This window comes from Anaerohalosphaeraceae bacterium, assembly GCA_037479115.1.
GTDB lineage: Bacteria > Planctomycetota > Phycisphaerae > Sedimentisphaerales > Anaerohalosphaeraceae > JAHDQI01.
In genome coordinates this window covers 39,760-63,985 of record JBBFLK010000017.1, presented here as the reverse complement: position 1 = coordinate 63,985, position 24,226 = coordinate 39,760, and the positions used below count along the sequence as shown (strand labels likewise).

The 24,226-nt window shown below is 57.2% G+C and carries 14 protein-coding genes and 1 tRNA gene; 11 read left to right on the top strand and 4 right to left on the bottom strand.

The features are described from left to right. Window positions 1–24 precede the first annotated feature (24 nt). Complete coding sequence (locus WHS88_09165; protein ID MEJ5260344.1) at window positions 25–420, bottom strand: DUF4411 family protein; 396 nt, start codon at window positions 418–420, stop codon at window positions 25–27. A 1-nt stretch (window position 421) separates the two neighbouring features. Further along, window positions 422–1,570 (bottom strand): ImmA/IrrE family metallo-endopeptidase, encoded by a 1,149-nt coding sequence (locus tag WHS88_09160; GenBank protein MEJ5260343.1) that lies wholly within the window; start codon window positions 1,568–1,570, stop codon window positions 422–424. Window positions 1,571–1,839: 269 nt separating this feature from the next. On the opposite strand from WHS88_09160, the gene WHS88_09155 reads away from it, so the two are divergent. From WHS88_09155 to WHS88_09110, 10 genes are all read left to right on the top strand, one after another. Further along, a complete protein-coding gene (locus tag WHS88_09155) occupies window positions 1,840–5,211 on the top strand; it encodes a PD-(D/E)XK nuclease family protein (protein ID MEJ5260342.1) in 3,372 nt (1,123 codons plus the stop codon). Continuing rightward, window positions 5,204–8,899: a helicase-exonuclease AddAB subunit AddA gene (gene addA / locus WHS88_09150; GenBank protein MEJ5260341.1), complete on the top strand. Its 3,696-nt coding sequence runs from the start codon at window positions 5,204–5,206 to the stop codon at window positions 8,897–8,899. Before WHS88_09155 ends, addA begins: the two co-directional genes overlap by 8 nt. A gap of 104 nt (window positions 8,900–9,003) precedes the next feature. Continuing rightward, complete coding sequence (efp, locus tag WHS88_09145) at window positions 9,004–9,564, top strand: elongation factor P (protein MEJ5260340.1); 561 nt, start codon at window positions 9,004–9,006, stop codon at window positions 9,562–9,564. A gap of 97 nt (window positions 9,565–9,661) precedes the next feature. Further along, window positions 9,662–9,737 (top strand) — tRNA-Pro (locus WHS88_09140). A 218-nt stretch (window positions 9,738–9,955) separates the two neighbouring features. Further along, complete coding sequence (locus WHS88_09135) at window positions 9,956–11,353, top strand: efflux transporter outer membrane subunit (protein ID MEJ5260339.1); 1,398 nt, start codon at window positions 9,956–9,958, stop codon at window positions 11,351–11,353. A gap of 8 nt (window positions 11,354–11,361) precedes the next feature. Beyond that, window positions 11,362–12,615, top strand: a complete 1,254-nt coding sequence (locus tag WHS88_09130; protein ID MEJ5260338.1) for an efflux RND transporter periplasmic adaptor subunit — start codon at window positions 11,362–11,364, stop codon at window positions 12,613–12,615. Continuing rightward, window positions 12,612–15,755 (top strand): efflux RND transporter permease subunit, encoded by a 3,144-nt coding sequence (locus WHS88_09125; GenBank protein MEJ5260337.1) that lies wholly within the window; start codon window positions 12,612–12,614, stop codon window positions 15,753–15,755. The genes WHS88_09130 and WHS88_09125 overlap by 4 nt, the downstream gene beginning before the upstream one ends. A gap of 69 nt (window positions 15,756–15,824) precedes the next feature. After that, complete coding sequence (locus WHS88_09120) at window positions 15,825–17,114, top strand: uroporphyrinogen decarboxylase family protein (GenBank protein MEJ5260336.1); 1,290 nt, start codon at window positions 15,825–15,827, stop codon at window positions 17,112–17,114. Between the two features lie 17 nt (window positions 17,115–17,131). Next, window positions 17,132–18,571 carry a sugar porter family MFS transporter gene (locus WHS88_09115; GenBank protein MEJ5260335.1) on the top strand — a complete coding sequence of 480 codons (1,440 nt, stop codon included), beginning with the start codon at window positions 17,132–17,134 and terminating at the stop codon, window positions 18,569–18,571. Between the two features lie 75 nt (window positions 18,572–18,646). After that, window positions 18,647–19,651 (top strand): glycoside hydrolase family 5 protein, encoded by a 1,005-nt coding sequence (locus WHS88_09110; GenBank protein ID MEJ5260334.1) that lies wholly within the window; start codon window positions 18,647–18,649, stop codon window positions 19,649–19,651. Between the two features lie 56 nt (window positions 19,652–19,707). Here the strand turns inward: WHS88_09110 and WHS88_09105 are convergent, their stop codons facing one another. After that, on the bottom strand, window positions 19,708–19,911 hold the full coding sequence (locus tag WHS88_09105) for a hypothetical protein (GenBank protein ID MEJ5260333.1): 204 nt from the start codon (window positions 19,909–19,911) through the stop codon (window positions 19,708–19,710). Window positions 19,912–20,194: 283 nt separating this feature from the next. On the opposite strand from WHS88_09105, the gene WHS88_09100 reads away from it, so the two are divergent. Next, complete coding sequence (locus tag WHS88_09100) at window positions 20,195–21,427, top strand: AAA family ATPase (protein MEJ5260332.1); 1,233 nt, start codon at window positions 20,195–20,197, stop codon at window positions 21,425–21,427. Window positions 21,428–21,538: 111 nt separating this feature from the next. On the opposite strand, the gene WHS88_09095 is transcribed toward WHS88_09100, so the two are convergent. Next, window positions 21,539–24,127: a DNA translocase FtsK 4TM domain-containing protein gene (locus tag WHS88_09095; protein ID MEJ5260331.1), complete on the bottom strand. Its 2,589-nt coding sequence runs from the start codon at window positions 24,125–24,127 to the stop codon at window positions 21,539–21,541. Window positions 24,128–24,226 lie beyond the last annotated feature (99 nt).

The window sequence follows — 24,226 nt, the reverse complement described above, 5'->3', positions numbered from 1 at the left end:
TCGCAATAAACAAACTCAACAAAACTAAAACTTATTTAATGGAAACGGTACTACAATAGAATCGGTAGCACGAGCAAAAGCCACTAACCATCCATCTCCACCGTTAGCAAAATCAGACATAGCTTTAGGTAAGAATTGGGTCTGACTGTTTACCCAGTTCATAATATCTTTATAAGACTTTATTATTTTAGGCTCGTTTGTAGAAGCAAATGCATCATCGAAGTTTTTTTGGACCCAATCTGAAAGTTCATCATGACCTCGGAGCAATTCCTGCTTGATACGATCGATACTTTTGACCTGTCCGCTCTTGCCAAAATGGATTAAACTCTCCCAAAAACCAGGGGCTAAGTCAAAAGCGTAGTATCGACGTGAAGCTTCAATGAAAACATTAGCATCAAGTACATATGTTTGATAGTTCACTTTATCCTTCCATTTCTATGTAAGATGCAAATTGTTTGAAGCTTTTACCATAAAGACCGGTTAACTTGTATGCCTCTGAGTAAAGCAACTTTCCTTCTTTTACAGCCTGTATTACTGCTGAGGCGAATTTTCGACCTACGCGGAAGGTTTGCATTGCATAAAAGTTTCCTCCATTCTGTTGTCTGGTGGCGGCCTGTTTTTCCTTTCCCAAATAATCCCGATAAAACTTAAGAAAGTCGTTCCGGGTGATGAGACCTAAATCGAGCGTTCTTCGTGCAGCAACAATCGTACTTACTTTATAGTAACGAGCAATTGTTTGGAAAGGATCTGGCTCATTCTTTGCTGTGGGCCAAAGCTGGTGCAACTGTTCTTGAGGGATGAGAAATTCAGCCGCAATCTCGTTGCACAATTTTTCCACTTGATTATTTGCAGGAGTCATTTCTCGCAAATCGAAAGCAGCACTACTACCCAAAAAGACATGTGCGATCTCGTGGGCTAATGTAAACATCTGGGCGGATTTAGCATCTGCTCCGTTAACAAATACCAGTGGCGCATAATCATCTACTAAAACAAATCCACGGAATTCATTAGGGTCAAGTTTACGGTGAGTATTATTCCCGGCGACACTATTAATCACAACCAAAAGCCCCACTTCTTCCATAGCTTTGAGCAAGGATCTTAATGCGTCTTCCCAAGTAGAAAAGCGAGAAGCCCAATTTTCATCGATCTGAAGAATACGGCGCATTTCTTGGGCAATAATGCTTGGTTGATCATTTACGTTAGCAGACCGCACAAAAGAAAGCCGATCTTGTCCTTGATCAATTAGAAATTCGCGTATCCAATCTTGACGTTGTTGCATTGCATGAACTGTTTCAAGGAATTCTATACTGGGTCTATATATATTTTCGTCACCTAATGTCCGCAAGAGCGGGATTGGTAATTGCTCATTTGGGAGGCTTTGGAGAAAGAAGAAGCCTAGGGGTGTTGACGTAGCCTTTGCAAGAGATTCAAGCTGGCGCAGTGTAGGAGAGAGTTGGCCGGAAACCCATTCTCTGATTTTAGGGAATTTCTGCCTTAAATCTTCAATAGTCAATCCGGCACGTTCTATTGCCCATCGTAAAATCTCTATGTTTATCTCTACATTGAACACAAAAAATCGCTCCCTTCCCACTAATCCTCCTCTTTTTTTGTAGATTCAGATGTTCTGTATATAGAATATAGATGCATTTGAAACCATTTATTTTTTCAAATTTTAGCGTTTTACAACGCTCAGGTCAACACGAATATCCACATGTGTAAACAGGACATATCTTAAAAGAGAATCTTTAGAGTCTTGGTTGAGAAATCCGCTGCGCATGCGGCTGTCTTTTTATTGCCAAAACGGCGGCGGCGCGGTAGAAAGGGCCCGGAGGAAGTTCAATGGCGGTGCAGTTCATTCTGGGTCGGGCGGGCACGGGCAAGACGCGGCTGTGTCTGGAGGCCGCGGCGGAGGCCCTGCGCCGCGACGAGCCGCAGCCGCTGCTTCTGCTGGTGCCCGAGCAGGCCACCTACCAGATGGAACAGGCGATGCTCTCGCTGTCGGGCATCGAAGGATACCACCGTCTGCGTATTTTGTCGTTTCAGCGGCTGGGGTACTGGCTTTCTCCCGTCGGCGGGCGCTGGGAGCTCAGCCGCGTCGGCCGACAGATGATTGTCCGGCGGCTTCTGGCCGACTGCCGGGGGCGGCTGGAGCTGCTCGGTTCGGACGACGACCTTTCCGGCTCGGCCGGCCAAATGGCCGACGTGCTGGCTCAGCTGTACCGTGCTCGGATGACCCCGCAGCGGCTGGAGGAAATGGCCCGCGAACTGGCCGCTTCGGCCGGCAGCTCTCGAACCGACGCCAAACTCAAAGACCTGGCCGTTCTGCTGGGGGCCTATCAGGAGTTTCTGGAGGCCCATCAGGATTTTTACGATGCGGAACATCTTTTCCGGCAGGTCAGCCGGCGGATTGCAGAAGCGGACTTTCTGAAAGGGGCTCGTCTGTGGGTGGACGGTTTTTCCGGGTTTACCGCCCGCGAGGAAGCGGTGCTGCTGGAGTTGCTGAAGGTCTGTGCACACTCGCAGATTGCGCTGTGTCTGGACCCTTCGGCCTTGAACGGTCCGCCGGACCCCTTCAGCATCTTTGCCCCGACGGAGCGGACTTACCAGCGGCTCTGTGAGCAGATTCGCCGGGCGGGACTGCCGATGCAGGTGCCGATTGTGCTGGAGCGGCCGCGGCGGTGGGTTCAAGCGCCGGCGCTGGCGTTTTTGGAGGGGCACTTTGCCGAGGAATGGCCGCCGACTCTGCCTTCATCCGGCGGGGCGGTGGTCTCGGCGGCCCTGCCGGATGTGCGCGGCGAGTGTCTGTGGACAGCCCGCGAAATCCGCCGGCTGGTCCGGCAGGAAAATCTTCGCTATCGGCAGATTGCCGTCGTCGTGCCGGACATGGCCTCGTATCAGCATCTGCTCGTCTGGGCCTTTGAGCGGCTCGAGATTCCGTACTTTCTTGACCAGCCGCGACCGCTTCGGACGCATCCGGCCGCCGAGCTGCTGGACAATGCCCTGCGGGCGGTCTGCTTCCAGTTCCGCCTGCCGGATATGACGGCGTATCTGAAGACAGCCCTGACGGGTTTGACCGAGCAGGAGGCCGACTGGCTGGACAACTACTGCCGGGCCTGCGGAATTGAAGGGGAAGATTGGTTTCAATCAGAGCCCTGGCAGTTTGCCGACCCGCAGGATGGTTTTAATGAAAAGTGGATTGACCGGCTGCGGCGTCGAATTGCCGAACCGCTGGGGGAGCTGCGCGAGCGGCTGAAAATCCGGCAGGGGGATTCCTTGGAGCCGCAGGAGTTTGTCGGGGCGCTCTGGGAGTTTTTGGAGGCCGTCGGTGTCCGCAGGGTGTTGGCCGAATGGGCGCAGGAGGACCCATCGGACCAGCGGTACGGCCATCGGCAGATGTGGGAAAAACTGGTGCAGGTTCTGGATGAACTGTGCATTGTGTATCAGGGACGGCGGCATCCGGCGCAGACCTATCTGCGGCTGCTGGAGTCGGCGCTGAGCACCCTGACGGTCAAACTCATCCCGCCGACGCTGGACCAGGTGCTCATCGGACAGATTGAACGGAGCCGCCATCCGGAGGTGGAGGCGGTGTTTCTGCTGGGGGCAACGCAAAAGCAGTTTCCTGTGCCGCTGGAGTCGGAGGGATTTTTCAGCCGCGATGACCGGGCCGTACTGGAGAGATTTGAGCCGGATTTCGCAGAGCCGCTCCAGCGGCAGCTGCTGCGTCGGCGGTATCTGGCGTATATTGCCCTTACGCGTCCGCAGCGCCGGCTGATTCTGACGCGGCCTTTGGCGGATGAAAACGGCAGCCCCTTGCAGCCCTGGAGCGGGCTGGAGCTGCTGGAGCGGATGTTTGCAGACTTCAGGACGCTCAAACCCGCTCCGGAACCGCAGACGCCGCAGGAGATTCAGACAAGGTCGGAGTGGGGCTTGTATTTGTGTCAGGTGCTCGGTCGCGACAGTACGGCGGAAGAGGCGGTGCGGCGGACGGCGGCGGCCCTGCTCGAATCGGCGGACGGCGGGGCGGCCGGACCGGTCCGGCGGGCTCTGGAGTACCGCAACCAGGCCCGGCTGGAGCCGGAAGTGATTGAGCAGCTCGGCGGCGAGCCGCTGAAAACGTCAGTCAGCCGGCTGGAAACTTTTGCCGCCTGCCCCTACCGGCATTTTGCTTCGTATGTTCTTCGTCTGAAAAAGCGCCGGCTGGTGCAGATGGAGCCGGTCGATTTGGGTTCGTTTTATCATTCTGTTCTCGATGCGCTGTTTAAGACCGTCCGGCAGGAAGGGCTCGATTGGCGGCAGCTGACAGACGAGCAGATCGCCCAACTTGTCCGGCAGGTGAGCGGGCGGGTCATTGAGAAGAGCGAATTTCTCCAGAGTTTTCAGCGGCATTCGGCTCATCAGCGGTTTCTGCTTCAAACGGCGATCGAACAGCTGGTTCAGCTGGCCGGGGGCCTCAAAGAGATGACGGCCGCCGGAGCCCTTCGTCCGTTGGCCACGGAGCTGGAGTTCGGCAGCAGCGGTCTGCCGGCCTTGAGCTTTCCGTCGGTTGGAATAGAGGTTCGCGGCAAGATTGACCGGATTGACATCTTGGAAACACCGCAGGGAGCGGCGGCGGTCATTTTTGACTACAAAACCCGGGAGCACCCGTTTGTCTGGGTCAAGTGGCACTACGGTCTGGACCTGCAGATGCCGGTGTATCTTTCGGCGCTGCTGGGCCAAACGGTTGAGGGGGTGCTGATTGCGCAGGCGGCGGGGGCCTTTTATATCCCCATCCAGCATTCGATTGAGCGAACGGAGCTGACAAAAATAGAGGAGCCGGCCGGATTTTCATTCAAAGCCAAAGGATTTTTCAACGGGCACTTTGCCGAATACCTGGACACGCAGGCCAGCAAGCGGAGCGCCTATTACAATTTTGCATTCCGTACAAAAGACCGACAGCCCTACAGTGATTTCGGTCGAAGCGGGGTTCTTTATCCCGAACAGTTCGAACGGCTGCTGGCGGCCTCGCAGCGGAAGGTTCAGCAGATTGCCGAACAAATCCGCCGCGGTGAGATTGCCGCCGCTCCGTATCGCCTCGGCCGCAAAAGCCCCTGCAGCGAATGTGATTTCCAATCCGTCTGCAAGTTTGACTGGGAAATCAATCGCTATCGGACGCTTTCTCCGATGCGAAAAGAAGACGTGCTGGCGGCTTTGGAGGAGGGAGCCAATGGGTGAGGTCAAATGGACAAAGGCGCAGGAGAAGGCCGTTTTCGCCGTCGGACGGGATGTGCGGGTCAGCGCCTCGGCGGGCACGGGCAAGACGGCCGTACTGGCCCAGCGATGTCTGGAGCGGCTGTGTGATACTCAGCGTCCGACGGATGTGGACCGGCTGCTGCTGTTGACCTATACGGACGCCGCCGCCGAAGAGATGCGCGACCGCATTGCCCGCACGCTGCGCAAGGCCTACAGCCAGCGGCCCTCTTCGATGCTGCGGCGGCAGATTCTCCTGCTGGATGCCGCCTCCATCAGCACCTTTCACGCCTTCTGCAAGCGCATCCTGTCCGAGCATTTCTATCTGCTGAATCTTGCGCCGGATTTCGGCATTGTGGACCCCGACCAGCAGGCGCTGCTCCAGACCGATGCCCTTGCCCAGACGCTCGAAGAGGTCTGGGAAGATTCGAAGATGGCGGAGGGGCTGCGTGTGCTGCTGTCCGGCCGCACACTGTACGGCACCAAGGGGTTTGTGGAAGAAGTTTTTGCGCTGGCGGATTTTCTCGACAGCATTCCCGAGCCGCAGCGGTTTCTGGAGCGGGTGGAGGAGGTCTGTGCGGGGAACTCTTCGCCGGCGGATGCACTTCGACAGGAGCAGCTCCGGATGATAGAACGGCGGCTTCGGCACGCCCGCCAGAGGGTGGAATTGGTTCGGCTTCTGCAGGATGCATACGGAGCACCAAATTGGCTGACAGGTCATTTGGCGGGGTATCATTCCGTCCTCGATTTACTGGAGGACTCCGTTCGGCAGGGGGATTGTGCAAAGTTGTGGAAGATTCTTGAAGGGTTGAGCATTCCCAGCGCCCCCAGACGGCCGAAGGAAATCCCGGAGGACATTGCCGACCGCATCAAGGCCCCTCTTGAAAAGCTGAAAAAGGACTTGAAAGAGCTGGCGAATCTGGCGGCCGTTCATCCCGTGTATGCCTCGCTGGAGGGCGACTCCGTCCGGCTTCAGATGCGGACAATTCTGGAGCTGCTGAAAGGATATGTCCGACATTACACGCAGGCCAAAGAGCAGATTGCGGCGCTGGATTTTTCCGATTTGGAGCACAAGACGGTGCAGCTGCTGGAGGCGCATCCGGCGGTGGCGGACAAACTTCGCCGCCGGTTCGATTTTATTTTTGTGGATGAGTTTCAGGATATCAACGCCGTCCAGAAGCGCATCCTCGACAGCATTCGCCGTCCGGACAATGTGTTTGTCGTCGGCGATGTCAAGCAGAGCATCTATGCCTTCCGCCGAAGCCGTCCGGAGCTGTTTCTGGAAGCGCTGCAAGAGGCCAGGGAGGACCCGACGGAGCCGCTGGTCCCGCAGCGGATTGACTTGGGAGACAATTTCCGCTCGCGCCCGGAAATCCTGGCCTTTGCGAATGCGGTGTTTGGGCGGATTATGACGCAGGAGACCGCCTCGATGGATTATGACGAGCGGGCGGCTCTGGTCTGCGGGCGGACGGACGTCAAGCCGGATGACATTTCGATGCCGGTGGAAGTGGTTGTGCTGGATGAGGAGGGGCGGGAACCTGAAGAAGAGGAGTTTGAGAAAGAGGAGAACGGGGCTGACGAGGGTTCAGAGTCTGTCCTGCCGGAAGCGGAGAATTTGTCTGCCGAGCAGCGGCAGGCGATGTGGATAGCCCGGCGCATCCGGCAAATCGTCGGGGCCGACAGCGGAAAACCTGAGTTTCAGATTTTCGACAAAGAGTTGGGCTGCCGCCGTGATGTCCAGTATCGCGACATTGTGATTCTGATGCGTTCGCCGGCCAATCGGGCTCAGACATATACGGAAATCCTGCGGCTGGCGGGCATTCCGCTGCATTCCCAAACCTCGGAGGGCTATTTTGAAACGACGGAAATCGCCGACCTTCTGGCTTTGCTGAAGGTTCTGGACAACCCCATCCGGGATATTGAGCTGGCCGCCGTGCTCCGCAGCGCCCTGTTCGGCTTTACGGATTCCGAGCTGGCCCGGATTCGTCTGTCGGCCGGCAAGGGCGATACGTTTTATGAATGCGTGCAGAAGGCCGCCGGAGCCGACGGTCCCCTGGCGGAAAAGGCACGCCGAGCTCTCGAGCAGCTTTCCGACTGGCGCCGAAAAATTCGAATCGGTTCGCTGTCGGATGTGCTGGGCTCGATTCTGGACCAGACCGGCTATCTGGCCTTTGTTTCGGCCCTGCCCAACGGTCGGCAGCGGCGGGCGAATCTGCTCAAACTGCATCAGCGGGCCGTCCAGTTTGAACATTTCAGCACGGGCCCGCAGTCGGTCTCTCTGGCTCGATTTGTGGAGTTTCTCGAAGAGATACGCCGGGAAAAACAGGACTGGGCCCCGGCCCAGCCCGACAGCGCCGCCGAAAACGCCGTGCGGCTCTTGAGCGTGCACAAGAGCAAGGGGCTGGAGTTCCCCGTTGTCTTTCTGGCGGAGCTGAATGCGAAATGGAATTTCCGGGATTTGAAGCGGACGTGCCTGGCCGATGAAGATGCCTTCGGCATTCAGGCCGTCTGCTCCGAACGCAATATCCAGTTTCCCACACTGGCCTGGCAGGTGCTGAAGGAGCGCAAGCGAAAGACAATGCTCGAAGAGGAAATGCGGATTCTCTACGTGGCCCTCACCCGGGCCCGGGAGAAACTGATTCTGACGGCCTCCCGCCGACGCTCGGCCTGTGAACGGATTGTGCAGGAGTGCGCCCTGCTGGGCGACAGGGGCATTCTCGGCGGGCGCCTTTTGGAGGGTTCCTGTCCGATGGACTGGATTCTGTTTGGGCTGGGCCATCAGCCGCCGATGAAAGAGGTCTTTCTGAACGAGCCCTCTGCGGGACCTACGTTTTTTACCGTCCAGTGTGTGGAGCGAGAGGGTCTGGAGGCGTGCAGCCGGGAGATTGAGGCCGCCTGTCAGAAAAAGCGTACCGCAACTGTGCCGACTTTGACGGAGGCCGAACGGAAGCAGCATCAGCCCGTTATTGAAGAGTGTCGGCGGATACTCGATTGGAAATATCCTTTTTCTTCCGCCGTTGGGCTTGTTGCCAAGCTGTCTGTCAGCGGGGCGCTGGAGATGATGGATGAGTTTGCACCGGCCGTCGAGACAGATTCGTTCGGGTCTGTTCCCAAGGCAGTCCTCGAAAAAGCCGGCAAAAAAAGCACCCTTTCTTCCGCCCAAATCGGCTCGGCGGTTCATTTGCTTTTGGCCCGGCTGGACCTGCATTCCAAACCCGACAGGCAGCAAATCGAAAAGACAATAGAAACCCTTGCTGCAGAAGGACTTATCAATTCACAAACGGCCGCCGCGCTTCAGCCGGAATGGATTTTGGCCTTTTTTGAAAGTGAATTGGGACAATTGGTCCTGAAATATCCGGACAAGGTTCATCGGGAATGGGCTTTTACCATATCGGTTTCGGCCCGACAGGCCCGAGTTGCTCCGGCGGATGAAAAAATCATTATTCAGGGCATTGTGGACCTTCTTCTGGATACTCCGGATGGGTTTCTTTTGGTTGATTTTAAGACAGACCGGGTCTCAGAAGGCGAATTGCCGGGGCGAATCGACCGGTATCGGCCGCAGCTGCGGCTGTATGCTTTGGCGGCGGAAAAGGTTCTCGGCCGGGTGCCTTCGCGGGCTTATTTGTATTTCCTCGCCCATTCAAAATCCATTCCAGTTGACCTGTCCTCTTGACTTTTTCCGGCGGGTTTGCCATACTGCGGCACTTTGCCGCATCAGACAAAACGGGTTCAAAAGGCCCGGCTGCGGTCGTGGGCCTCTTCAAAGCGGAGATGAGTATGAAAGCGTCGGAAATGAAGAAAGGACAGACCATCAAGATGGATGGCGTCCTGTATGTGATTGTGGATTACCAGCATGTCAAACTCGGCAAGGGCGGGGCGGTCTATCAGACCAAACTGAAGAATCTGACGGACGGCGGCATCCGCGATGTCCGCATCCGGGCCGAAGAAGTGCTCGAAGAGGCCTTTCTCGAAAAGCGAAACTTTGAGTATCTTTACTCGACGGGCAATGAGCACGTCTTTATGGACCTGGAGACGTACGACCAGATTACGCTGGATGACGATGCCTTCGGCGAGGGGCCCAAGTACTGCAAGCCGAACACCCCGATTCTGATTAATATGTACAACGGCAAGCCCGTGGTTGTCCAGCTGCCCAATACGGTGGACCTGAAGGTGGTGGATACGGCCCCGGAAATCAAGGGGGCCACGGCGACCAACCAGTACAAGCCCGCCACCCTCGAGACCGGTCTGGTGATTCAGGTGCCGCCGTTTGTTAAGGTAGGGGAAGTAGTCCGCGTCGATACCCGCACGGGCGAGTATGTCACCCGCGTGAAGGAATAGGCCGCATCATTGACAAAAAAGACTGGTATTTTCTGCGGATTTTTGTTAGAATTATGATTTCGCACCCAGCAGGTCCTTATGGGAGCCTGTGAGGATGCGGGGAGTAGCTCAGCTTGGCTTAGAGCGCTGCGTTCGGGACGCAGAGGTCGCAGGTTCAAATCCTGTCTCCCCGATTCAGCTGCCGGAGCAAACAACCGGACGATTGGAGGAGAGGCATTCCCAGTCGGCCAGCCATTTTCGGCAAATCTTTCTTCTTCCAAAAATCTGTTGATTCTTTTTGAAAGATTGCTTTAGGATTCAGCGTTCTTGTTTTTAAGTAGATCGAGGGAGGCGGCGCCGAAACAGCGGCTAATAGATATAGTATATCTAATATAATTGTCATTAAAGGGGAATGATGGACGGGCGGACTCGAAAGAAACCATCCGCGGCGCGTTTGGGCGTTCTGGCAGCGGTTTTGTTCTGCATCGGCTGCCGGCAGCCCGAACCGCCTTCGATTCCCCTCGAAATCCCGCAACGGTTTTCCCAAAGCGGCACGGGCGTCCTGCCGGAAAAATGGTGGGAGTCGTTCAACGATCCTATGTTGAATGCTTTGGTAGAGGAGGCCCTCGGGAACAATTTTACGATTCGTTCCGCCTGGGACCGGCTCCGGCAGGCCGAAGAGGCGGCTGTCCAGGCGGGGGCTTCTCTGTTTCCTGCTGTTCAGTACTCGGCTCAGGCGGCCCGAACGCGCCGCGAGGTGTCCGAGCAGGTTCTGTATTCCAGCGGTTATACCGCCGGTCTGACGGCCTCTTATGAGGTCGATTTATGGAGACGTGTGCGTTCGACTCGTCAGGCGGCCCTGCTGGATGCACAAGCTGCCCGCGATGACCTGGCGGCGGCCGCCGTTTCGCTCAGTGCCTCAGCCGCTCGAACCTGGTATCGTCTTTTGGAGACCCGGCTCCAGCAGGCACTCCTTGAGGAACAGCGGCGGACCAATGAACGGGTTTTGGAGCTTGTTCAGATGCGCTTCGGACAAGGGCAGGGGACCGCCGCCGATGTCCTGCGCCAGCGTCAGCTGGTGGAATCGACCCGCGGTCAGGAAATTGAGGCCCAAAAAACACGGACGCTTTTGGAGTATCAGCTGGCGGTTCTGCTGGGCCGAATGCCGGCGCAGAACTCTTTTGACGTTCCGGATTCGCTGCCTGTGCTGCCTCCGCTGCCGGATGTCGGACTGCCTGCTCAAACGCTCCTGCGCCGGCCCGATGTGGCTTCCGCCTACAAAGCGGCTGCCGTGGCTGACCAGCGGCTGGCCGCAGCGATTGCCGACCAGTATCCCAAAATCACATTGACCGCCACGGCGCAGACCTCCGCCGAGCGGGTGCGCGAGTTGTTTGAAGACTGGCTGGGTCGGCTGGCGGCGGATGCGGTCGGCCCCCTTTGGGATGCCGGATACCGCAAGGCCGAGGTGCGAAAACGGCAGGCCGTTCGGTCTGAACGCCTTCATCAATACGCGCAGAAACTCCTGACGGCTCTGCAGGAGACCGAAGAGGCTCTCGAGGAAAACCGAAGTCAGCAGCAGCTGACGGACAATCTTCGTCTTCAGCTCCAGTTGGCCCGGCAGGCCCGTCAGACTGTCCAGACCAAATATCTGCAGGGACAGGTCGATTATCTGCGTGTGCTCGAGGCTCTGTTGTCCGAGCAGTCACTGGAGCGTCAGGTCCTGGCCGCCGAGCGCATTCATCTGGAGCGGCGAATCGATTTGTGCCGGGCTATTGCGGGACCATGGCCGATGACTGAACCTGCACAGTGAGGTTTCCGATGCAAAATCGTAAGGAATTAACTTCGTCAGCCGGAACGTGGAGAAAGGTGTTTCGGTTCTTTGTACAGTATCTTCTGCCGCTGCTGATTGCGGCGGCGGCGGTCCTGTATTTTCGGTATCAGCTGGAAACCCGCCCCCGGGCTCCGCGTCGTCCGGCTGACCAGCAGGCGCGGCTGGTGACGGTGCAGACTCTCTGCCGTCAGACGCTGCCGGTGGTGATTCAGGCGATGGGCACCGTCACGGCGGCCCGGGAGGTTGTGCTCTATCCGGAGGTGTCCGGTCTGGTGGAAACAATGGCTCCTGAGGTTCTGCCCGGCGGGATTGTGGAGGCGGGACAGATGCTGTATGAGATTGACCGACGCAATTACGAGACGGCTCTGGCGCAGAGGCAGAGTGAACTGGAGCAGGCGCGGCTGGCTCTGAAGATTGAGGAGGGCAGTCAGCGGGTTGCCCAGCGGGAATATCGGATGCTCGGGGAGGTTCCGGACGAAGCGGATGAGGACCTGATTCTTCGTCGCCCCTATCTGGCTGCTAAAAAAGCGGCTGCAGAAGCGGCGGAGGCGGCCGTGCGCCAGGCGCAGCTGGACCTGCAGCGGTGTACCGTCCGCGCTCCGTTTCGGGCTGTGATTCGGACCAAATATGCCGAACTGGGTTCTCGCGTTTCTCCCACCACCCCCTTGGCGGCGCTGGTTGGGGTGGATGAATTCTGGGTTCAGGTGCTGGTGCCGGTTGATCAGCTGGCCTGGATTGAGATTCCTGCGGATGGGTTCGAGGGCGGTGCGGAGGTGCGCATCACCGACCCGGCGTGGGGACAGCAGATTTTCCGCCTCGGACGGGTGCTGCGGCTTCTGCCGCATCTGGAAGAGCAGGGGCGGATGGCCCGGCTTCTGGTTTCTGTGTCTTCGCCGCTGGAGTCGCCCGAAGGACAGACGCTGCCGCCGTTGCTTCTGGGTTCGTATGTGCGGGCTGAAATCATCGGACGGGAGGCCCGCGATGTGTTTGCTGTTCCGCGCGAGTACATTCGAAACGGCAGTCAGGTCTGGCTGATGGATGAGCAGAATCGGCTGCGGATTCGCCCCATCCGGACGGTTTTTCGGGGCCAGGAGGTGCTTTATGTCCGCGACGGTTTGAAAGACGGAGAGCGGATTGTCACCACCGATTTGTCCGGTGCTGTGGACGGAATGCTTCTTCGAACGGAGCAGCCCTCCGGACCCCAGAACGTTCTTTCTGATTCGTCAGGAGGCGCTCTATGAATCATCGTCCGGCACCGGAGGATACCCGCGGTCTGATCGGCTGGATGACGGACAACCGTGTCACGCCGAATCTGATGATGATTGTCTTTCTGGTCGGCGGCTTCTTTTTCGCCCTGAATGTTCGTCAGGAAGTCTTTCCCGAGTTTGATTTGGATTTGGTGATTGTCCGCGTGCCTTATCCGGGGTCCAGTCCGGAGGAGGTGGAGCAGGGCATCATTCTGGCCGTGGAGGAGGCGATTCGCGGTCTGGAAGGCATCAAAGAGATTACCGCAGTTGCCTCGGAAGGATTCGGCACCGTCACAGCGGAGATTATTGAAGGGTTTGACCGCCAGCGCGTCTATCAGGATATCAAACAGGAAATCGACCGCATCACAACCTTTCCGGAGGATGCCGAACGGCCGAGGGTCTCTTTGGCTATGCGCCGCCAGCAGATTGTCGAACTTCAGCTGTACGGGGATGTGTCCGAATGGGTTCTGCGGGAGGTGGCCGAGGAGGTCCGCGACGGGCTGCTGCAGGAGCCGGGCATTACCCAGGTGGAACTGGCCGGCGCCCGCGATTATGAACTGCAGGTTCTGATTCCGCAGGAGACGCTTCGGGCCTACGGCCTGACGCTTCAGGCGGTAGCGGACCGCATTCGGGCGGCGGCACTGGAGCTGCCCGGCGGCCATGTGGAAACCAGCGGCGGAGAAATCCTGCTGCGAGTGACCGAACGTCGCCTCTGGGCAAGGGAGTTTGCTCAAATTCCGATTGTCACAACCGCCTCCGGCACGGTCCTTCGGCTGGAAGATATCGCCCAGGTGCGGGATGATTTTGCCGATGTGGACCGGATGGCTTTCTTTGACGGCAAACGGGCCGTCGGCATCAGCGTCTTTCGGGTGGGAGACCAAACCCCGATTGGAGTCTCCGAGGCCGTTCAGCGGGCGATGAGAAGGCTGGAACCGCAGCTGCCCGAAGGAGTCCGCTGGGTCATTACACAGGATAGGGCGGATGTCTATCGGCAGCGGCTGACCCTGCTGTTGAAAAACGCCTTTTATGGTCTGATGCTGGTGATTTTGCTGTTGGGGCTGTTTCTGGAAATCAAGCTGGCGCTGTGGGTGATGCTCGGCATTCCGATTTCGTTTCTCGGTTCCTTTCTCTTCCTGCCCAGTCTGGATGTCACCATCAATATGATTTCCATGTTTGCCTACATCATCGCCCTGGGTATTGTGGTGGATGATGCGATTGTGGTCGGAGAAAATATTTACGAGTACCGCAAGCGGGGCATGGGGTTCTTTCGGGCGGCCGTGCAGGGGGCCCGGGATGTCGCTATGCCCGTCAGTTTCAGCATTTTAACCAATATTGCAGCGTTTCTGCCTCTCTACTTTATCCCAGGTGTCATGGGCAAAATCTGGAAGACGGTTCCGCTGGTGGTTATTACGGTTTTTCTGATCTCCTTGGTGGAGAGTTTGCTGATTCTGCCGGCGCATCTGGCCCACACCCGCCCGCGGAGCCGTCATCCTCTGGCGGTTTTTCTCCACAGCCGCCAGCAGGCCTTCAGCCGTCAGTTTGAGCGATTTGTGGACTCGGTCGTGGCTCCGCTGATTGACCGCAGCATTCATGTACGGTTTTTGACCGTCGCGGTCGGGTTTTCCGGTTTTCTGATTGTGCTGGGGATTGTGCTCAGCGGACGAATCGGGATGATCCTGATGCCGCGGGTCGAGTCGGATTTCGCCGCCGTGCGGGCGACGCTGCCCTTCGGAAGTGCTCAGGAGCGGGTGATGGCGGTCTGCCGCCTGCTGATGGAAAAAGCGCAGGAAATCATCGAGGAAAACGGAAAGGAGCGGCTCAGCAAAGGGGTCTTTGCCGTCGTGGATGAAGACAGCATTGATGTCCGAATCTTTTTGACGGACCCGGGTGTGCGGCCCATCAGCACCACACGCGTCGCGCAGCTGTGGCGGGAGAAGGTCGGGCAGATTCCCGGTCTGGAGTCCATTCTTTTTGAGGCCGACCGCGGCGGGCCCGGCTCGGGAGCGGCGCTGACGATTGAACTGAGCCATCGGGATATCGAGGTGCTGGACCAGGCCAGCGAAAAACTGGCGGCTCTGCTGGCGGATTTTCCCAATGTCAAGGATATCAACGACGGGTACACTCCCGGCAAGCAGCAGCTCAATTTCCGCATGACCCCGGAAGGCCAGAGCCTCGGGCTGACGGTTCGGGAAATCGCCCGACAGATTCGAAACGCCTTTTACGGGGCTGAAGCCCTCCGCCAGCAGCGGGGACGCAATGAAATTCGAGTTCGGGTTAAATTTCCCCCGGAACAGCGCCGCAGCGAATACGATGTCGAGGAGCTGCTGATTCGAACGCCTTATGGAACGGAAATTCCTCTCCGTCAGGCGGCCTCGGTGGAGCGCGGACGTTCCTATACGAGTATCAATCGGCGCAACGGACGCCGCACAGTGACCGTAACCGCAAATGTCGAACCCATCGGCCAGACCAATCAGGTCAAAGAGACCCTGGTTCAGGAGATTCTCCCGAAGCTTCAGTACGATTTTCCCGGGCTGTCGTACGCCTGGGAGGGGCGCCAGGCCGACTGGGCCGAGAGCATGCAGTCGCTGTGGCGCGGGTTTCTGATGGCGCTGGCGGCCATTTATGCGATGCTGGCCATCCCGTTTCGCAGTTATGTCCAGCCGGTGATTGTGATGGTGGCCATCCCATTCGGAATCGTCGGGGCGGTTCTGGGCCATTTGATGATGGGCTATGAGCTGTCGGTGATGAGCATGATGGGGATTGTGGCCCTGTCCGGCGTGGTGGTGAATGATTCGCTGGTGCTGATTGATTATGCCAACCGGCTCCGGCGGGAAGATTCGGCCCTTTCGGCCTTTGAGGCGATGCATCAGGCGGCTGTCCGCCGCTTCCGTCCCGTGATGCTCACCACGCTGACGACCTTCGGCGGACTGGCGCCGATGATTTTTGAAACCTCCCGGCAGGCTCGCTTTATGATTCCAATGGCAATCTCGCTGGGATTTGGAATTCTCTTTTCCACGGTGGTGACGCTGATTCTGGTGCCTTGTCTGTATGTGATAGTGGACGATGCCGTCCGCCTGATTCGGCGGTTTGTCCCTGCGGAGCCGTCGGCGGTTTCAGAGGGAGAAACGGCGTGATTGCCGGCTTTTTCTGCGGAAGGGCAAAAAGGAGGAAGGCGGAAGGCCGCACCGGTGTGGAGAAAACGGATGAATAAAAAGACAAATACACAATCCTGGACGTCTCGAGAGCGTCTTCAGGCGGTTCTGGACCACAAGATACCCGATCGGCTCTGTGTGGATTTCGGGGCCGGGGGGCAGACGGGAATGGGGGTTTGTGCCGTCCATCGGCTCCGGCAGGCAGTGCTGGGAGAGCCGGATTATCGTGTTAAAGTCATCGAGCCCTATCAGATGCTCGGGGAAATCGACGAGCCGCTGCGCCGGGCACTGGGTCTGGATGTCGTGGGCGTCCATCCCCGCTGCAATATGTTCGGCTTTGAAAACACCGGCTGGAAACCCTTCCGAATGCCCGCCGACGGCACGGAGGTTCTTGTGCCGGAGCGATTCAACTGGACCACGGATGCCAAAGGCGACCTGCTGATGTACCCGCAGGGGGATACAACCGTCCCGCCCTGTGCCAAAATGCCCAAACACAGCTGGTTCTGGGATTCGATTCGGCGTCAGGAGCCGATCGTGGAGGAGAAACTGGACTGGCGGGACAACTGCGAGGAGTTCGGGCTGCTCTCCGAGGCCGACATCGCCCATTTCAAGCGGCAGGTCGATTGGTATTACGAAAACACTGATGCCGGAATCTACCTGACCTTCCCCGGGCTGGCCTTTGGGGATATCGCCCTCGTGCCCGCCCCGTGGCTCAAACACCCCCGGGGCATCCGGGATGTCGAAGAATGGTACGTCTCTACGGTAACCCGCCGGGATTATGTGTATAAGGTGTTTGAATATCAGTGCGAAATCGGCCTGAAGAACATTGAACGGCTGGCCGCCGCGCTGGGCGATAAGGTGCAGGTGGTCTTTGTGAGCGGCACGGATTTCGGCACGCAGCGGGGGCCGTTTCTCAGCCCGCAGATGTACCGCGATTTGTACAAGCCATTCCAGAAGGCCGTGAATGACAAAATCCATAAGCTGACGAAATGGAAAGTCTTCATTCATTCCTGCGGCTCCATTTATCCGCTGATTCCGGACCTGATTGATGCGGGGTTCGATGTGCTCAATCCCGTCCAATGTTCTGCGGCGGACATGGACCCCGTTCGGCTCAAGAACGAGTTCGGCGACCAATTGGTTTTCTGGGGCGGCGGCGTCGATACCCAGCAGACCCTGCCGTTCGGAACGCCCGAGGAGGTCTATCGGCAGGTGCGGGAGCGCATCGACATCTTCAGTCGAAACGGCGGCTATGTCTTTAACAGCATCCACAATGTCCAGAGCAATGTCCCAACCGAAAACCTTCTGGCGATGTTTCGGGCGATTGATGATGCACGGAAATAATAAACACAAGGAGCACGATGACACACAAAGAATCGAACTTGGATGCCGGGGCCGTTGAATACAACCGGGCCTTTTTGTGGCGGGTTTGTCTGGTGGCCGCCATGGGAGGGCTGCTCTTCGGCTATGACTGGGTAGTTGTCGGCGGCGCCAAACCCTTTTACGAACCCTATTTCCAAATTACGGATGACACCCCGTTTCTGCGGGGCTGGGCCCAGAGCAGTGCTCTGGTCGGCTGTATCTTCGGGGCCGTGCTGTCCGGCGTGCTGTCCGACCGGTTCGGACGCAAACGCCTGCTGATTGGGGCGGGCTTTCTGTTTACCGTCTCGGCCCTCTGGACGGCCTTCAGCCAAACGCTTACGGATTATTCGCTGGCCCGCATCCTCGGCGGACTGGGCATCGGGCTGGCCTCCAACCTGTCCCCGATGTACATTGCGGAGATGTCTCCGGCACCCATTCGAGGCCGTTTGGTCTCCATCAATCAGCTGACCATCGTCATCGGGGTTCTGGCGGCGCAGTGGGTCAACTGGATGCTGGCCCGCTCGCATCCCTTATCGCCGGAGGCCTCTTCTGCGGATATTCTGGCGGGCTGGCACGGCCGGGTCGGCTGGCGGTGGATGTTCGGAGCAGAGACCCTGCCCGCCTTCGGTTTTTTTGTCCTGATGTTCCTGCTGCCGGAAAGCCCGCGCTGGCTGGTCAAATACGGCAAACTCAATCAGGCCCGAACCGTTCTGGAAAAAATCGGCGGGTGGGAATACGCCTGTCAGGAGGCCGACAGCATTCAGGCCACGCTTGCCCAGGAGGAAATCGCCTCCGTCCGATTCCGCGACCTGCTGGAGCCGGGTTTGCTGAAAATCATCGCACTGGGGGTCTTTCTGGCGGTCTTCCAGCAGTGGTGCGGCATCAATTCCATTTTTAACTACGCACAGGAAATCTTCGCCGCGGCGGGCTATTCCGTCGGCGATATCCTGTTCAACATTGTCATCACCGGCACGGTCAATCTGCTCTTTACCTTTGCGGCGATTTATACGGTGGACCGCCTCGGACGCAAGGCCCTGATGCTCCTGGGCGCCGGCGGTCTGGCCGGCATTTACGCCGTTCTCGGCACGGGCTATTTTCTGCAGGTCCGCGGCGTCTTTATGCTCCTGCTGGTCCTGGCGGCCATCGCCTTTTATGCGATGTCCCTGGCCCCGATTACCTGGGTGATTATCTCCGAGATTTTCCCCAACCGCATCCGCGGGGCGGCTATGGCCGTCGCCGTTCTTTCCCTCTGGATTGCCTGCACCCTGCTGACTCTGGCCTTTCCCTATCTGAACCGCTCGCTGGGGCCTCACGGTACATTCTGGCTGTACGGGGCCATCTGTCTTTTCGGGTTTTTTGTCATCCTCCGATTCCTGCCGGAAACCAAAGGCAAGTCGCTGGAAGAAATCGAGCGGGAGTTCGCAGACAAAAGGAGTTAATTTTGACTTTGCGCCGAAAGGGAGGTATTATGAAAATGAAATTGTAAATATTTGCGGCTCAAAAAAGGATAATTTATGCAGAAACTTATGCTGTTTTTCTCGGCTCTTATCCCGCTGGCGGGTGTTCTTCAGGCGGCTTCAGAAGAAATGGACATTTTTACACTCAATCAGAAAATCGGACGCGGCGTCAACATTATCGGCTATGACCCGATTTGGCGTTCGCCCCAGCAGGCCCGCTTCAAAGAGCCGTATTTCAAGATGCTCAAAGAGGCCGGCTTTTCGAGCGTCCGCATCAATCTTCACCCGTTCCGGTTTATGCGGGACGAGCCGCCGTATTCGCTGGACCCGCAGTGGCTTGGGACCCTTCGCTGGGCAGTGGAGAAGTCCCTGGACGCCGGTCTGGTGGCCATCCTTGATCTGCACGAATACAATGCAATGGGTTCCGACCCGGCTGCACACAGGGCCAAATTTCTGGCCTTTTGGGAGCAGATATCCGCCGAGTTTGCGACCGCCCCGCCGACCGTGCTCTTTGAGATTCTCAATGAGCCCAACCGGCAGCTGACGGAGGAGCTCTGGAATGAATACTTTCGTGAGGCCCTGGCCGTCATCCGAAAATCCCATCCGACACGGGGCGTTATCATCGGTCCGGCACACTACAACTCCGTCGATGCCCTCCCATCGTTGCAGCTGCCGGAGGATGACCGCAAACTGATTGTCACCGTTCACTACTACAAGCCGATGGAGTTTACCCATCAGGGGGCACGCTGGACACCCGCCTACGCCGACAAAACCGGCATCATCTGGCCGCGAAGTGCCGCCGATGAGGAAGCCGTTGTGGAGGATTTCCGAAAAGTCAAGGAATGGGCCCAGAAGAACAATCGCCCCATTTTCCTCGGCGAGTTCGGAGCGTATGACAAGGCCGATATGGACTCACGCGTCCGTTATATCTCCTTTGTCGCCCGCACCGCCGAAAAATGCGGATTCAGCTGGGCCTATTGGCAATTCGATTCCGATTTTATCCTCTACGATGTGGTTAACGAAAAGTGGGTACAACCGATATACAATGCCCTGATTCCGTAAACAACAGAAAACCTCCGTTGGAACCTTCTGTTAAAATAGAGAAATGTTTAGCCGCCTTAGCTGGCAAATGAGGCCATTTGCCGGTCTTTGATTTCTTGGGCTACCTTAAACCCGACATCCAATGTCAGGGAAAATGCCGGGTCCAGAACATCCGTAATTCGGTGTTCCTGCAGAAAACTTTCCGCCAGCGACGTAGCGTTTGTAAAACCGTCCCGTTTAATCTTCTCGTACATCCATTGGATGATTTGTTCTTCCGTCATCTCTGCAATCTCCTGATTTTCCTCTGAATCAAACCTTTTCAGCAGGAATAAACCTCCTATTTTATCGGCAAACGGCCGCAAAATCATCTACTTTTTTCCGGCTGCTTACGGAATGAATCAGAGTCCCAATGTCTCCAAATAGGCCCCCTTCTTAATATTAAAAACGGCTTTTTTCTTTTTTTGTCCGATAAAAAACTAAAGATTCCGCCATAGTTTGACGAAAATTAAGATACGAACGCCAAAAAACAGCAACCCCTTGCGGGACTTAGAAAAGGGAGTTTCTATGAGAACCGTAGCCATCATCAATCAAAAGGGCGGATGCGGGAAGACAACAGTTGCCATCAACCTCTCCAGTGCCCTGGCTGCCAAAGGATATCGGACACTTTTGGTGGATTTGGACCCGCAGTCCCACTGTGCGGTCGGTCTGGCCGTCCCCGAAGAGCAGATTGAACAGAGCATTTATGATGTCTTAATCGGCAAAGCACGCGGTGAGCCGCTTCGGCTCAAGGAAATTCTCTGGCAAATCAGTGAGCGGTTCGAACTGGCCCCCTCCAGCATAGACCTGGCAGCCTTTGAATCCCAAATGTCCGGCATTATGGACCGGGAAAACTGCCTTAAATCCGTTCTCGAGGAGGTCCGGGCCGATTACGATTATGTGATTATCGACTGTCCTCCGTCGGTGGGGCTGCTGACCTTCAATGCCCTGCGGGCGGCTTCCGATGTGATTGTGCCGGTCGAGATGGGCTACTTTTCTCTGCACGGCCTCAGCAAACAGCTGGAAACCCTTCAGGTACTCTGCGAACAGTGCCGGCAGAAGGTCAACCTGATGGTGCTGGCCAGCATGTATGACATTCGCACCAAAATGGGACGCGAGATTCTGGCGGAGCTTCGCAAGCACTTCGGCGACCGGATGTTCCAGACGGTTGTCAACTTCAATACCAAACTGAAGGAAGCCGCCAGCCTTGGACAGCCCATCAGCGAATACGACCCGGCCAGCAAGGGGTATAAAGATTTTCTCAATCTGGCTGAGGAGCTGATCGGCACCGATACATTGGTTCACAAGGCTGAACTGGTTGATACCCTCGAGGCACGCCTCCAGTCCATCAGCGCCAGCGCCGAAGAACTGCTGGCTACCATCAAAGAACCCCGCAAGGCGGCGGAAGAACCCGCGGCGGTCTCCGCTGCAGCGCCGCAGCCCAGGGACACCCGCACCTTCGAAGAGAAAATCGCCGACTTCTACGGTGTTCGTCAGGAAGGCGATACGGTCATCTTCTCGACCCTGTATCCGCGGGCCAAGACCGTCCAGATTGCCGGCGACTTCAACGACTGGATTCCGGAACAAACCCCGATGCAGCGGGCCGGCGAAAACGGCAAGTGGATTCTCAAGCTCCCGCTCAACAAGGGAACCTACCGGTATCGGCTGGTTGTGGACGGCCAGTGGCAGCAGGACCCCTACAACGAAAACGCCGAGCCCAATCCGTTCGGAGAATACAATTCCGTCCTGCACGTCAAGTAGGTTCAGACAGATTCATGCAATAAAAAACCCGGCCCTGCAATCGGCCGGGTTTTTTTGTGAATGGAACGGACTCCGCCGGACGGGTCTGTCTGCAGAATTCCGCCGAAACAGTCAGGAGGTTTCCTCGTTGATGATTTCCGTCGGGGAAAGGTACTCATCCTCGTCGGAGTCCTCCGACTCCTCGTTCTCTTCGTCAGTGCGGACTTCGTGCTTTTCTTCCCGTCCGGAGAGGTCTTCATACTGAGCCACCTGGTCGGGCAGCTGATTGCGTTTCATCTGTTCATACTCTTCGAGGGTCATTGTGACTTCGCGGGCCTGGCTGCCTTTGTATTCCCCCAGAATCCCCGCCGCCGCCATCATTTCAATGATTCGGGAGGCCCGGGCATATCCGATGCTCAGCCGCCGCTGCAGCAGCGATACGCTGCCCCGCTGGGTTTCCAGCACAATCCGAACAGCTTCGTCGAACAGCTCGTCTTTTTGTCCGGCGGTCAGGTCGGCCCGGTTCAGCTGCATCAGCTCCGGATGGAACTGCGGCTGAGCCACGTCCTTCAGGAAGGTGACGATGTTGCGGATTTCGTCGTCTTCCAGATAGGCTCCCTGTGCACGAATCAGGTCGCTTGTGCCCGGAATCAAAAACAGCATATCGCCCTGCCCGAGGAGCGATTCGGCGCCGTTCTGGTCCAGAATGATTCGGCTGTCCATCCGAGCCGCCACGCGGAAGGCGATGCGGGCGGGCATATTGGCTTTAATCAGGCCGGTGACGACCGTTGCCTGCGGACGCTGCGTCGCCAGAACCAGGTGAATCCCGACCGCCCGGCTCTTCTGAGCAATCCGCACAATGTACGACTCCACCTCCTTGGCGCTGGTCATCATCAGGTCCGCCAGCTCATCAATCACAATGACAATATGAGGCAGCTTCTTGGGGATTTGGGCCTCTTCCTCCTGCGTGCTCGGCTGGAACCGTTCAATCAGCTCTTCCGGCGTCAGTTTGTTGTAGGAGGCGATATTGCGAACCTTGGCCTCCGCCAGCAGTTCATACCGCTCATCCATCTTTTCCATCGCCCACTGAAGAATCTGTTCGGCCCGGCGCATTTCCGTCACTGTCGGGCACATCAGGTGCGGAATCGATTCAAAGGCCGCCATCTCCACCATCTTCGGGTCAATCAGAATCAGTTTGACCTCGTCCGGCCGGCGGGTCATCAGAATCGATGTGATGATGCTGTTAATGCACACACTCTTGCCTGAACCGGTCGTGCCGGCAATCAGCAGATGCGGCATCGCGCCCAAATCCGATACGAGCACCTCGCCGGAGGACCCCTTGCCCAAAAACAGCGGAATCTGCATCTTGGAAGCCGCGGCGCCCCCTTTGAGAATCAAATCCCGCAGCCGAACAATCTCCCGCTGACTGTTGGGCACCTCAATGCCGATGGTGCTCTTGCCCGCCAGCGGGGCCACCACCCGCACCATTCCCGAGCCCAGGGCTCGGGCGATGTCGTTGGCCAGGTTGGAAATCTGATTGACCTTGACGCCCGCCGCCAGCTGCAGCTCATACATCGTAATTGCCGGGCCCGGCTCCGCATTGACTACCTCCGCTTCGATGCCGAACTCCTGCAGCAGTTCCTCCAGCGTGCGGGCCTTCTGCTCGACCATCTTTTCCTGAACGGCCGTAAAGTTCGGTTCCGGTTCCCGCAGCAGCTCCAGCGGCGGAAACTGATAGTCATCATAGGTTCGCGGGATATAGGGTTCCGGTTTGGCCGCCGGCTGTTTGGGTTTTTTGGCGGGTTCTGCCGGAACGACGGTTTGCTCGTCCTGTTCTTTGGAGGCGGCAGAGACCGGCTCGGAAGCAGCTGCCGGCTCCATCGGCTTTTCCTCGGCGATGGGCTGAACCGGTTTGGCCGGCAGGACCGCTTTGTCCTTTTCCTTCTCTTTCTCTGCGGCGGCGGCACTGTCCGATGCCTCTCGCTTTTGCCGCAGGGCTTCCTGAAGCTTCGTGGTCTCTTTCTTTTGTTTTTCGCTCAGCCGCGACCAGATGTCTCCGAGGGCCTGCGAATGCTTTTGCGCCGCCGTCCAGGCCGGACCGGCCAGTCCGAAGATGCGCAGCATCAGATGACCAAAGCCGCGGACGGCAGCCAGCACAAAACTGTCCGCCAGCAGGACAGCTCCTACGGCCCAGGCCGAGACCAAAACCAGAGCCGTACCGAACAGCGCCAGATTTTTTCGCAGAAAGATTCCGGCGGCCATGCCGAGAATTCCGCCGTTGCCGCTCGGGAAGGACCCGTGCCGGTACAACAGGAAGGGCTCGTGCGGCCACAGCAGAAACCAGCTTGCCGAAGTCGAGACGGTCAGCAGCAGCAGACCAATCAGACGCAGATTGATTTGGGTAATCGGATGACCGCTAAGATGAATCACCAGCATCAGAGCAGCGGCAAACACCGCCAGGACGGCCCCCGGGCCGACATACACCATCAGGTAGTAGGCGCAGAAAGCTCCGACACGCCCGCACCAGTTGCTGACCGGATTGTTGGTCGGCCAGATGTACCCGGCCGGTTCATCCCCGAGGTGAAAACTGATCAAGCTGAAGAAAAGGAAAATACAAAAAGCCAGCAGGATGCCCTCAATAGCCAGTTTATACAAATGAGCCGCCTGTTCGGCGGAGCGGCTCTGGCGGTCACGCGTTTTCTTTTTACTTTTGGGAGCCATTGCTTTCGGTCCTATAATCATCCAAAAATAAAGATTTTAATACTGATATGCCGTTTAACGGTTCTAAAAGTATATCGGCATTCCCTCCGTTTTCACTGA

Bases quoted from the DNA above. Each gene is read 5' to 3' on its own strand.
- WHS88_09095 (MEJ5260331.1), bottom strand. From the start codon at position 24,127: ATGGCTCCCAAAAGTAAAAAGAAAACGCGTGACCGCCAGAGCCGCTCC.
- WHS88_09135 (MEJ5260339.1), top strand. From the start codon at position 9,956: ATGATGGACGGGCGGACTCGAAAGAAACCATCCGCGGCGCGTTTGGGC.
- WHS88_09120 (MEJ5260336.1), top strand. From the start codon at position 15,825: ATGAATAAAAAGACAAATACACAATCCTGGACGTCTCGAGAGCGTCTT.
- efp (MEJ5260340.1), top strand. From the start codon at position 9,004: ATGAAAGCGTCGGAAATGAAGAAAGGACAGACCATCAAGATGGATGGC.
- addA (MEJ5260341.1), top strand. From the start codon at position 5,204: ATGGGTGAGGTCAAATGGACAAAGGCGCAGGAGAAGGCCGTTTTCGCC.
- WHS88_09110 (MEJ5260334.1), top strand. From the start codon at position 18,647: ATGCAGAAACTTATGCTGTTTTTCTCGGCTCTTATCCCGCTGGCGGGT.
- WHS88_09125 (MEJ5260337.1), top strand. From the start codon at position 12,612: ATGAATCATCGTCCGGCACCGGAGGATACCCGCGGTCTGATCGGCTGG.
- WHS88_09130 (MEJ5260338.1), top strand. From the start codon at position 11,362: ATGCAAAATCGTAAGGAATTAACTTCGTCAGCCGGAACGTGGAGAAAG.
- WHS88_09155 (MEJ5260342.1), top strand. From the start codon at position 1,840: ATGGCGGTGCAGTTCATTCTGGGTCGGGCGGGCACGGGCAAGACGCGG.
- WHS88_09115 (MEJ5260335.1), top strand. From the start codon at position 17,132: ATGACACACAAAGAATCGAACTTGGATGCCGGGGCCGTTGAATACAAC.
- WHS88_09100 (MEJ5260332.1), top strand. From the start codon at position 20,195: ATGAGAACCGTAGCCATCATCAATCAAAAGGGCGGATGCGGGAAGACA.
- WHS88_09105 (MEJ5260333.1), bottom strand. From the start codon at position 19,911: ATGACGGAAGAACAAATCATCCAATGGATGTACGAGAAGATTAAACGG.